Below are 11,167 nucleotides of genomic sequence, written 5' to 3'. Positions count from 1 at the left end.
CGCCTGCCCGGTGCCGGAAGGTTAAATGATGGAGTTAGTCCTCGGACGAAGCTCTGGATTGAAGCCCCGGTAAACGGCGGCCGTAACTATAACGGTTAAATAAGCTTAATTTATTGATATTAATTAAATCAATTATTCTACCGCTTAGTGGCTGTTATAAAATTTGGCTATATGCTGGAAACTCCGAGTATCCTGGAGTACTTGTTTTATATGACTATCTTAGATTATTTAGGATAGGATAATTTTGTATGAAACAGTAAAAATCTAACAGGTGCGGACAATCAGCAGGAAAGACTGAAATATCAGAATCCTCAGAGACTACATGCCAAACACTAATTTTCGTTGGTGAAGATATAGTCCGACCTCTGTGGCGACATAGAGAATCTGGCAGAAATGACCAGATCTTTTCAACTTTTTGTTAAAGGGAAGGTAGGGAAGTAACAAATTGCCTAAGGTAGAATTAATATCGCTGCTTTAGTAAAATTTGGCTATATGCTGGAAACTCCGAGTATCCTGGAGTACTTGTTTTATATGACTATCTTAGATTATTTAGGATAGGATAATTTTGTATGAAACAGTAAAAATCTAACAGGTGCGGACAATCAGCAGGAAAGACTGAAATATCAGAATCCTCAGAGACTACATGCCAAACACTAATTTTCGTTGGTGAAGATATAGTCCCCTCTGCATGGCGACATGCAGGAAAAGTAGGATACTTTTCAGCTTATTCAATTTTTTTATTGAATTAAGTTAAGATTATGAGCGAAATTCCTTGTCGGGTAAGTTCCGACCTGCACGAATGGCGTAACGATGGCCACGCTGTCTCCACCCAAGACTCAGTGAAATTGAAATCGCTGTGAAGATGCAGTGTACCCGCGGCTAGACGGAAAGACCCCGTGAACCTTTACTATAGCTTTATACTGAACTTTGAATATGCCTGTGTAGGATAGGTGGGAGGCTTTGAAGTCGGAGCGCTAGCTCCGGTGGAGCCAATCTTGAAATACCACCCTTGTGTATTTGAGGTTCTAACCTTGACCCGTCATCCGGGTTAGGAACAGTGTATGGTGGGTAGTTTGACTGGGGCGGTCTCCTCCTAAAGAGTAACGGAGGAGTACAAAGGTACCCTCAGCACGGTCGGAAATCGTGCAATGCGTGCAAAGGCATAAGGGTGCTTGACTGCGAGACTGACAAGTCGAGCAGGTACGAAAGTAGGTCTTAGTGATCCGGTGGTTCTTTATGGAAGGGCCATCGCTCAACGGATAAAAGGTACTCCGGGGATAACAGGCTGATACCACCCAAGAGTTCATATCGACGGTGGTGTTTGGCACCTTAACTTAATCGGGGTGCTACAGAAGTAATTCTGTACCAAAAATTCGGCTTATAACGGTAAAACCGTCAGTGTAAATTTAGTGATGGCATCTCTTATATCTCAAATTTATTACCCGGCAATACCGTGGGAAGTCTAATGTCTAAACAACACGCCGTTTTGGTAGGAAGTTAAGTTAATGATATGCTCTTCTCTTAACTCCACTAAAAATCAGACAAGGCACTGATGGTGGGTTTTATATCGATTGTGCCACGTAGAAGCTGTGTGCTCGATATGAATTAGCATTATGACCCTGTAACGACTGACCTGAAAGGGGAGATCCATTCGAGGCAATTGAAATGGGTAATACGCCGACTCCTGTTTGTCTTAATTAGACTATGACTCGCAAAAGTTTAAGGTCAATGCAGGATGAAGATATAGTCTACGCCATATGAAAATATGGAATCATGTACGATGTCGGCTCATCACATCCTGGGGCTGTAGCCGGTCCCAAGGGTATGGCTGTTCGCCATTTAAAGTGGTACGTGAGCTGGGTTTAGAACGTCGTGAGACAGTTCGGTCCCTATCTACCGTGGGCGTTGGAGATTTGAGAGGAGCTGCTCCTAGTACGAGAGGACCGGAGTGGACGCACCTCTGGTGTTCCGGTTGTCACGCCAGTGGCACTGCCGGGTAGCTAAGTGCGGACGGGATAACCGCTGAAAGCATCTAAGCGGGAAGCCTCCCTCAAGATGAGATCTCCCGGACCTTAAAAGGTCCCTAAAGATTCGTTGAAGACTACAACGTTGATAGGCAGGGTGTGGAAGCTCAGTAATGAGTTTTGAGCTAACCTGTACTAATTAATCGTGCGACTTGACCATACAACCCTAAATGGTTTTTGAAAGCCTTTACTTATACTTATACTTATACTTATACTTATACTTAGTTTTCCTGGCGGCCATAGCGAGCGGGGATCCACCTGATTCCATTCCGAACTCAGAAGTGAAAACGCTCTGCGCCGATGATAGTGTGGGTTTCCATGTGAAAGTAGGTCACCGCCAGGTTTTTATTTCAAAGCAAAGATCATCCTATGTATCTTAGTGGCTATTGCAGACAAAAGATTTTAGAAAAAGACCTCAACATTCCGTGATATTAACAGCGACTGCTAAACCACCTTTCGAAGTTTCTTTATAAATCGTATTCATATTCAGGCCGATTTCTCGCATGGTGCTTATCACCATGTCTAATGAGATTTTATGCTCTCCATCTTCAGCTAGTGCTAATCGTGCTGCGTTAACGGCTTCGACAGCGCCCATTGCATTGCGTTCAATACAAGGGATTTGTACGAGACCGCCAACCGGGTCACAAGTAAGACCTAAATTATGTTCCATAGCCATTTCTGCTGCGGTTTCAACTTGTAAAATTGTTCCCCCTAATGCAGCAGCTAGCGCACCGGCGGCCATCGAACAAGCCACACCCACTTCACCCTGACAGCCCATTTCAGCCCCAGAAATAGATGCGTTTTTCTTATACAAAATTCCAATTGCTCCCGCTGTCAGTAAAAAATCTATGATGCCTTGCTCCGTCGCTTCTTCACAAAGATATTTGTAATAGTTCAAAACTGCCGGAATAATTCCTGCGGCCCCGTTTGTCGGTGCTGTAACTACACGGCCACCCGACGCATTTTCTTCGTTAACTGCCATTGCATAAACATTTAACCAATTCATCGTTTGAGGATGTGCTGAACTTGGTGGTCCAAGAGCTAACAATTTGCGATGAAGTAAGGGTGCTCGGCGTCGAACATGTAGTGGTCCTTCGAGAAATCCGTCAGCTTTACATCCTTTTTTAATGCAATTTTCCATCATATTTGCAATGCCCTGTAATTTTTGTATGATGACTTTTCCATCGCGCCATGTTTTTTCATTTGCTAGCATGATATCGGCAATTGAAAACGACTTTTTTGGCAGTGCGCGATAAGTTCAGCAGCCGAATTAAAAGGAAAGGGAATGTTTTCTGTGCTATCGTTTGAAACGGATAAATTTTTTTTCCATTTTTAATAATAAATCCTCCACCAATAGAAAAATAAAGTGATCTTCGGATAAGATCACCTTGTTTATTATAGGCTGTGAATTCAATGCCATTTGGGTGAAAATCAAAAATCTGTTTGTAATCGAAAATGATGTCATTTTGAATTGAAAAATCAATGCAATATTGATTGGGTAGAATAAGTTGTCCTTTCTCTTCAATGTTCTTTATTCGTCTATTGATGGAATCAGGGTCAATAGTTTCAGGGGCTTCTCCAATTAATCCCATCACCACTGCTTTATCTGTTCCGTGACCTTTTCCAGTAAAAGCTAACGATCCGTATAAAGTGATGGCTAATCGATGGATAGAGGTAAGTTGTTGTTCGCCTTGAAGCTCACAAATAAATTCGTTAGCAGCGCGCATAGGTCCGACTGTATGAGAGCTTGAAGGTCCAATTCCAATGGAAAATAATTCAAAGACACTAATCATCATTATCGAATTCAATCAAAGTCAAAAGAAAACCCGAGTCGTGTTAACACGTTCTAAAAGTCAGAGTAACGTGATAGCCAGTAACAATAATACATCTTGCATATCCTAAATCCTATCATCCTCCTAAATGCTAGCAGCCTAGTTGAATGGAAGATACACCTTGACAGAGGTAGAAAATTTTCATATCATTCTAGATGAAACAAGCTAAACCAGGAGTTTCCAGTTTGTCTTTTTTTTAGCCGCCGAGTTATGGCGGTTTTGTTTTTGAGCTTTTCTTCTGCTTTGCCTTTAGTGTTACTTAGCGGAACGTTGCAGGCATGGTATACAGATTCCGGCGTAAGCTTGATGGTGATTGGCAGTTTGAGTCTGCTACAGTATGCCTATCTCGTTAAATTTCTCTGGGCACCTTTAATAGATCGTTATACACCAATGGTATTAGTAGGGAGACGGCGAGCTTGGGTTTTGATTGCTCAAGTTGGGCTTGCGCTGACGTTTGCAATTATTGCTTTTATGAACCCCGCCAGACAACCGTGGGAAATGTTTTGTGTAGCTGTGATAGCTGCCTTTATTTCAGCATCGCAAGATATTGCAATCGATGGATATCGCGTGGATGTATTACGTCAAGGGGAACGAGGATTAGGTGCTGCAGTAACCACTGTAGGTGGGCGTATAGCGATGTTGGTTGGGGGGGCTTGCTTTAATTATGGCAGCGAATTACGGATGGCGGGTTACCTATCTCTTGATGTCTTTACTAATGCTTGCTCAAATCATCGTTACTTTATCAGCCACTAATCTTGAAAAAGCTGTGAGTCTGCCCTTGCTGCTTCAGAACTCCGTAATAGTTCCCTTTCGAGAATTACTTGATCGAAAATATATTATGGTGATCTTGTTGTTGATTTTAACATATAAATTTGATGATGCTTTAGCGCTGTCATTAAATACTGCATTTTTGATGCGTGGTATAGGTTTTACTTTATTGGAATTGGGTTATACCTACAAACTAGTTAGCGTCATTGCTGCACTTTTTGGCGCTTTTGGGGGGATTTTTAACACCGCGATTAGGGCTCTATCGTTCTCTGATGATTTTTGGGTTTTTGCAAACAGTTACTAATCTTTCTTTTATGGTACTTGCTATAGTAGGTAAGAGTTTCCCTCTCATGATTGGCGCTATTTTTTTCGATTATTTTTGTGGAGGATTATCGACGGTTGCTTTTGTGGCGTTTTTAATCGCACTTTGTCGCCAAGAGTATTCAGCTACGCAATATGCTATTCTGTCAGGATTCACGGCAGTCACTAGGGTGTTTATTGGGCCGGTTGCTGCGTATTTAGTTAAGCATATAGGATGGGCTCCTTTTTATTTGGTTACTTTTTTTGCAGGTTTACCGGCGCTGTTTCTCTTACGCTACTTGCGTGAACGAGTTGATTTCGATGAGAGTACTGTACATGGATCATTTGAATCACCGATACGACGATTAGATAAAGCAATCGCAATATATAGCGCAGACTCTCAATCAAATGCTAGAATGAAAAACTTATAGGTGACTTATAATCTTTCATTTCCTTAAAGAGTGTATAAAACGTCTCCTCCACTTCCTTCGGAGCTGACTTCGGTTTGAATTGACCAGTTTTTGTTGATTAAATAGCGAAGTTGAACAATATTAATGGGAATAGTAATGCCTCGGCTATAGCGGATGTAAATGTGCGGCGATAAATAGCGACCTATAACAAAAGCGCTTTGGGTATGGTTATTTGGGGTACTCAGTACTAATGCGGTGGTTCGGGATTCGATTCCTAATTCAGTAAGGCCTAAGCCTTGGGTGATTTCATCAATGATGCTTCTCATCGATTTTTGATTGCCAAAGATGTTTAAAGTATCTATAGCATCGACGAGAAGATTAACGTTATCTAGAGTATTTGCATTTACAGGGTGTCCAAAAATCAAATAGGACGAGATGTCAGCTTGAGTGAGATTGGGATCTGAGGCATACAACCCTATTTCAGGATTGTGAAGAGTTCCTTCGATATCAAGCCCTACGGTGATAATTTGATTACTAATTTCAGGAGAGACAGGTAAAGACTTTAAGGTACGAATCGCACGAACATTCAGTAGAGGATTATTGACAGGATTTCGAATAAAGCTGACTGATGAATGTGGAGTGATATCTAAAGTACGCCCATGCGTGGTAAATGTTCCATCTACAATAATAATACGGCCATTGGCAATTAATGGCTGAGTCGGGATTTTAAGTAACGTAAGCTCACCTGTAAAACGGCCTTTTATCCCTAGAGACTCTAAAAATATTTGGTCGCCGAGCATAATTTTTATATTCATATGCGTTTGCCATGGGGAGCGTTTTTGAGCTTCTGGACCGACATATACCACATCCTGAGTTATAGCTGTAGAACGATTGAAAGTAGTAGGTTTAAGAATAGCTTTAGGAATTGTGAGTATACCTGTAATATTGATACTTCGACCCAGAATATCAATTCTTAAATTCGCTGTTCCATAAATAACATACTGACGAGTATTCATTAGTAAAATGTTCTTGCCTTGCAAGGTGAATGTCGTAGGATAGCCAGGCAAATCGAGTCGCGTTTGACCGATGATTTGAACAGGTTGGTTCTGAGAGTAACCATAAAATCGATAATTTATTCTCGAAGTGGTTACATTTACGAAAGCCTGAATGCGTATCGACGCTGTTTTAACTACAGGGCATTCTACATGATCTTGCTTTAGCTCCAATATGTCAGTTGGAGCAGGTTTTTTGAGGGCTCCTCTGATGTTAAGATTACTTTTCAAGCATCTATGAGGTTGAATAATTTCAGGAAGAATTGTTCTAAGAAAAGCAAGATCAGCAGAATTAATGGTAATTTTTATATCAGCAACAGAAAAAGATCGTTTACCCCATTCACCGCATAAACATAAGTGACCATTTCGTGAGTGCAAGCAAAGTGGAAAAAGAGTTGTGTGATTGGAGTCAATAATGACCGTTGCCGGCTGATCGATGTTCCATTTCCCAAATTTTTCTGAATAGATACTAAAGCGCGTAAATGTGCCGCACCAGATTTTATCTTCAAAATTTTCATGGAATAATGAATTAAGAGCTATTTTTCCTGATTTTGTGTCATCAATGAGCATCTTTATGCTGATTTGATGCGCATGAGATTCTCCGCTCGCGTTAATTTCTAGTCTGGAAAGTTGAAAAAAGGTATTGTAAGGTGGTGGAAATTAAACTTGGCTTTAGAATCTTGATTAAAACTGGTATCAAAACACCAATGGCTTTTTAACGCGGCAACATAACAGTTAAATAACTTGATATTCTTTCCTGACAAATCTCCTGTTATCAGAGGAGATTGTGTCGGCCCTGTAATAGAGCCGAAACCCTTCAAAGTTCCGCTCGCAGTGGTAAGCAGTCTAGAAAAATCACCGATATCAACACTCCAATTCAAATCCCAGGCTTGCGTATGTTGTCCGGTGATATGGAAGTAAGTTTTTGGAGTTTGTAGCAGTCCCGATATAGTAAAATTAAAGAATTGATTTATCTTGCAACACCCTGTGGTATTAAGTTGAAAAGTTAATTTTCGTGGCCACTTTTTATAGAAACGACGCAAATTTAAATGGGCGACATCTGTGTTGATTTGCCATTTCAATAGGGGTTCAAAATTGATTTTCATAAAAGCGTTGAGATGGCCATCCAATGTATGAGCTTCATGCATCTTAAGTTCAATCCATTGACGTGTCCCTTTGCCGTCGATCAGCCAATGAAGATCAGCGTTCTTCTTTGCAGTAAGAAAGAAGTGGTAATTATCGCGCGTGCCTGTTGATGAGAGGTGAAGATTGATAATAAAAGGTTGGATAATTTTGGCGTCAATAGTACTGGCCAATGAGTAGCTGATATTGATTTGTTTTAGCCGAAGATTTCTGACAAGCACCGGATGTGTTTCTGTTTTTTGATCTATTCTTATATTTTCTAAATAACCTTCTTCAATCTCCAGAGATAAGGGAAATCTCTGATGAAGAAGAGGATTAATTTTTTCTTTTTTATTTTTCTTTTCCGGAGAAGGAAGCAATATAATTTTTATATTTTCCGCATTTAGGTGAGTAATATATAATGTGCCTCTTAGTAAGGCAATTGGGTGCCAATTTAGATGTAATTTATCAATACTAATTTCGACTCCCTGGTAGTAATAGTCAAACTGCACTACCGTAACAGCTCCTTTTGAAGTCCCATAAACGGTGGAATAATTCAACTTCCCTGGAATGAATTTTTTGCTAGCTGCAAACTCATGCTTAAACCAGCAGACGTACTCACTAATATCGAGAAGGCTACTACCATCAGAATGAAAATAGTGATAATAACTCCAAAAACCCGTTTTATCATAACGGAGATCCTATGGAAAATTGAATGACCCACGGCTTTCTGAGTTCATTAATCGCATTGGCGATTGTAAGTTCACACATGCCAACCGGTGTTAATAACACAAACCCCGGCCCTAAACCGATCTTGAGTTTTCGTTTTGATAATTGATTACTAACATTCCCTGTATCAATAAAACCAGCTAAATAAAAACTTTTCATAATTTTTTGTTGGATTTCAAAACTACCCACGATTAAACAGCGCCCGGAGGCAATGGAATTATAACTAAAACCTCGCACACTTTGAGCGCCACCGGCAAAAAACTGCAATGATAAAGGTAAATTGTCGATATTCTTGATAGAGGTATATCCTAAAGAACTTCGTATCAAAAAACGGGTTTGGTTCCGCAAGGTAAAAAGAAACCTACCGTCAACTCGTGTTTGGAAAAAACTAGTTTTTGAAAGAAAATTTCTGATCCCACCACTGATTGTTACTACTAAGCTATAACCATGTTTGGGATTAATTAGATTATCGGCGTGAATACGTTGCCAAGGTGTAGAAAGATAAAGGACATTAGAGTTAGTACGCGGTAGCCCCGTTAAATTATAGCGCTCTCTCAACTCAGTTAAAGAAATAATTTGTTGCCATCCTCCTACAATGGTTTGATAACCGACACTGAGTCGTCCGCTGGTTCCTTTTCTTGTTTCCTGATCCCGGTTTAAAAAAGCAGAAGTGAACGTATATTGGTCTATAGCAGGGTTTCTACCAGGAATAGAGTATCTGGCAACTAACGCGCTATTAACATGAGAAGCACGTAAATAAGCATTAAAGCGGTGGCCATACCGGTTAATCCATCGGAAATTTGTGCTTACTAAGGCGCGTGGCCCTGTATCTGTACCATAACCTAACCCAAACCCATATTGTTTTTTAGGTTCTATCTGGAGATGAATTCTAACAGGAATGTACAGGCCTTTTGCTTTTTGGGGCTCTGGTGTGATGATAGCGGTAGAAAAATAATTACTATTAGTTAGTCCTTCGCGCGTTTGTTTTATTTTTTCTTGGTTAAAATAATATCCTTGGCGATATTGTAAGAAACGCTGCATGAATCTATTGTCAAAAGGCGTTGGAGAAAAACAGGTGGTGTTAAAACGGAAACGTGAACCTGTATCAAAGACAATAATAATATTAGCCTGATAAGAACTCAAATTCACTTTTATTTGGCTGGTGAGCATTTTCGCCTTAAAAAAACCGCGGGTAGCTGCTATGTTAAATAAATCACTTTTGGATTCTTCATATTTTTTCGAGTCAAAAAAATCGCCTGATTTTATAGGAAAATGTTGGGAAACTCGTTGAAAAACGATGTCTGAACTTCCTTGACCAACAATTCGCAGCTCCACATGAGTAAAGCGCATATGAGGACCGGGATTGATGCTGAAATGACTGAACCAAAAATGGGGTTGGCGATTATGAATGTAGGAGTTAATATGTGGCTTGAAATAACCATAAGGTTTTATTCCCTCTTTGATGTCTTGAGGAATGTCGTAGTAGAATTTCATGATGGCTCCAGGCGTAAACTCGTCTTTAATTATTGCCTGTTTTTCCGCCAACCGCTCGAAAATATTTTTTAATAGTTTTTGAGGCAATCCTACAATTTGAATCTCGAGTGTATTGTTGGTGGGTGTCTGAAGAAAAGCTCCCCACATAAGACTTGGAAAGTAACAGACAATGAGAGAAGCGGTAATAATAACGAGGTGATTCTTCATTTAATTGATTATACAGAAATCTCTAAAAAATTTGATGAAGAAAGGCGTGGGTAAAATTGGTATTCTAACTGAAATATCATGCTCTGTTTGAGAACAGTATACAGAGGTTAGATTCACTATGAATACTTCAATCCAACCTGAGTTAACACCCTATTTAGAGTTTACTCGGGAAGAATGGTGTAATTTTCGCCAGGATACACCGTTGACCTTAACAGAAAAGGATCTGGAAAGACTTCATGGACAAACGGAGGTTGTTTCTTTGAAGGAAGTCGAAGAAATTTACTTGCCTTTATCGCGTTTGTTGAATTTTTATGTTACTGCAAGGCAATCATTATGTCAGGCGACAGGGCAGTTTCTTGGGAAACCAGAACCAAAAGTACCCTATGTTATTGGAGTCGCAGGCAGCGTGGCAGTAGGGAAAAGTACAACATCTCGAGTACTGCAAGCGCTATTGTCGCGATGGACGAACCACCCTAATGTCGAAGTCATCACAAGTGATGGCTTTTTATATCCTAATGCTAAACTGGAAAGCCAGGGCTTGATGAAACGTAAAGGTTTCCCTGAAAGTTATGATACGGCGCATTTATTGTGGGTACTTCATGCTATTAAATCAGGCAAACGCCACATAGCCGTTCCTACTTATTCTCATCATTACTATGATATTGTTCCTAATCAACAAGAATTTATTGATCAGCCAGATATTGTCATTTTGGAAGGATTAAATATCTTGCAGACTGATATAAAAAAAACATTCAGCAACCGAACAACGTATTCGTTTCAGATTTTTTTGATTTTTCTCTATTTGTGGATGCTGAAATGGAGATTATCAAAAAATGGTACATTGATCGCGTATTGAATTTCTGGAAGAGTGTATTTTTGGATCCAGATTCGTATTTTCACTATTTAACTCTGCTAAGTGAGGCTGAAGTTACAGAGTTTGCTGTGCACATATGGCGTGAAATTAATGAAGTCAATTTAAAAGAAAATATTCTACCTTACAAAAATAGAGCGCAATTAATTTTAGAAAAAGGGATGGATCATTCAGTTCAAAGGGTTTATTTACGAAAAATTTAGGTTTGCAGCATGGATAAACACACTATCATAAAAACTTGGAAGCAATAACTAGCGTTTTACCAGATGATTCTGAAGAAGCAACTTTTGTTCCTGTTCGTGGTTTCGAATTCATTTGACTGATCGGCGCCTTTTTGTTTCCCTGCTTTTACACCTGG

At 39.9% G+C, this 11,167-nt stretch carries 6 protein-coding genes, 2 rRNA genes and 2 pseudogenes (1 of these 10 cut by a window edge); 6 read left to right on the top strand and 4 right to left on the bottom strand.

Annotated features, from left to right (window positions below; genetic code table 11):
• Together LG660_RS02265 and rrf are read left to right on the top strand one after the other, a co-directional pair.
• Window positions 1-2,184, top strand: a 23S ribosomal RNA gene (locus LG660_RS02265); it begins 1,829 nt to the left of the window's first position.
• Window positions 2,185-2,253: 69 nt separating this feature from the next.
• Window positions 2,254-2,367 (top strand): 5S ribosomal RNA (gene rrf, locus LG660_RS02260).
• Window positions 2,368-2,439: 72 nt separating this feature from the next.
• Here rrf and LG660_RS02255 read toward each other — a convergent pair.
• Window positions 2,440-3,817, bottom strand: a pseudogene (locus LG660_RS02255) (L-serine ammonia-lyase).
• Between the two features lie 249 nt (window positions 3,818-4,066).
• On the opposite strand from LG660_RS02255, the gene LG660_RS02250 reads away from it, so the two are divergent.
• From LG660_RS02250 to LG660_RS02240, 3 genes are read left to right on the top strand one after another with little or no spacing between them, the layout of a single operon-like run.
• The gene (locus LG660_RS02250; RefSeq protein WP_258267149.1) at window positions 4,067-4,609 is read left to right on the top strand and encodes an MFS transporter; all 543 of its coding nucleotides are present in this window, start codon (window positions 4,067-4,069) and stop codon (window positions 4,607-4,609) included.
• Entirely contained in the window at window positions 4,572-4,928 is a 357-nt protein-coding gene (locus LG660_RS02245; protein ID WP_258267148.1) for a hypothetical protein, read from the top strand. Before LG660_RS02250 ends, LG660_RS02245 begins: the two co-directional genes overlap by 38 nt.
• A complete protein-coding gene (locus LG660_RS02240; RefSeq protein WP_258267147.1) occupies window positions 4,897-5,355 on the top strand; it encodes an MFS transporter in 459 nt (152 codons plus the stop codon). The genes LG660_RS02245 and LG660_RS02240 overlap by 32 nt, the downstream gene beginning before the upstream one ends.
• Window positions 5,356-5,378: 23 nt before the next feature.
• On the opposite strand, the gene LG660_RS02235 is transcribed toward LG660_RS02240, so the two are convergent.
• The 3 genes from LG660_RS02235 to LG660_RS02225 form a co-directional block, all read right to left on the bottom strand.
• Window positions 5,379-6,962, bottom strand: a complete 1,584-nt coding sequence (locus LG660_RS02235; RefSeq protein WP_507136698.1) for a translocation/assembly module TamB domain-containing protein — start codon at window positions 6,960-6,962, stop codon at window positions 5,379-5,381.
• 41 nt (window positions 6,963-7,003) lie between these two features.
• Complete coding sequence (locus tag LG660_RS02230) at window positions 7,004-8,068, bottom strand: translocation/assembly module TamB domain-containing protein (RefSeq protein WP_258267145.1); 1,065 nt, start codon at window positions 8,066-8,068, stop codon at window positions 7,004-7,006.
• A gap of 127 nt (window positions 8,069-8,195) precedes the next feature.
• A complete protein-coding gene (locus LG660_RS02225) occupies window positions 8,196-9,938 on the bottom strand; it encodes an autotransporter assembly complex protein TamA (RefSeq protein ID WP_258267144.1) in 1,743 nt (580 codons plus the stop codon).
• A 118-nt stretch (window positions 9,939-10,056) separates the two neighbouring features.
• Between LG660_RS02225 and coaA the strand changes: the two are divergent.
• Window positions 10,057-11,012, top strand: a pseudogene (gene coaA / locus LG660_RS02220) (type I pantothenate kinase).
• Window positions 11,013-11,167 lie beyond the last annotated feature (155 nt).

The sequence above is a fragment of the Coxiella-like endosymbiont genome, assembly GCF_024730665.1.
Classification (GTDB): Bacteria; Pseudomonadota; Gammaproteobacteria; order Coxiellales; family Coxiellaceae; genus Coxiella.
This window is presented reverse-complemented; position numbering and strand designations above follow the sequence as displayed.

What these genes read in the sequence shown, in the direction of transcription:
- LG660_RS02240 (WP_258267147.1), top strand. Translation starts at nt 4,897, where the DNA reads ATGATTTTTGGGTTTTTGCAAACAGTTACTAATCTTTCTTTTATGGTA.
- LG660_RS02225 (WP_258267144.1), bottom strand. Translation starts at nt 9,938, where the DNA reads ATGAAGAATCACCTCGTTATTATTACCGCTTCTCTCATTGTCTGTTAC.
- LG660_RS02250 (WP_258267149.1), top strand. Translation starts at nt 4,067, where the DNA reads ATGGCGGTTTTGTTTTTGAGCTTTTCTTCTGCTTTGCCTTTAGTGTTA.
- LG660_RS02245 (WP_258267148.1), top strand. Translation starts at nt 4,572, where the DNA reads ATGCTTGCTCAAATCATCGTTACTTTATCAGCCACTAATCTTGAAAAA.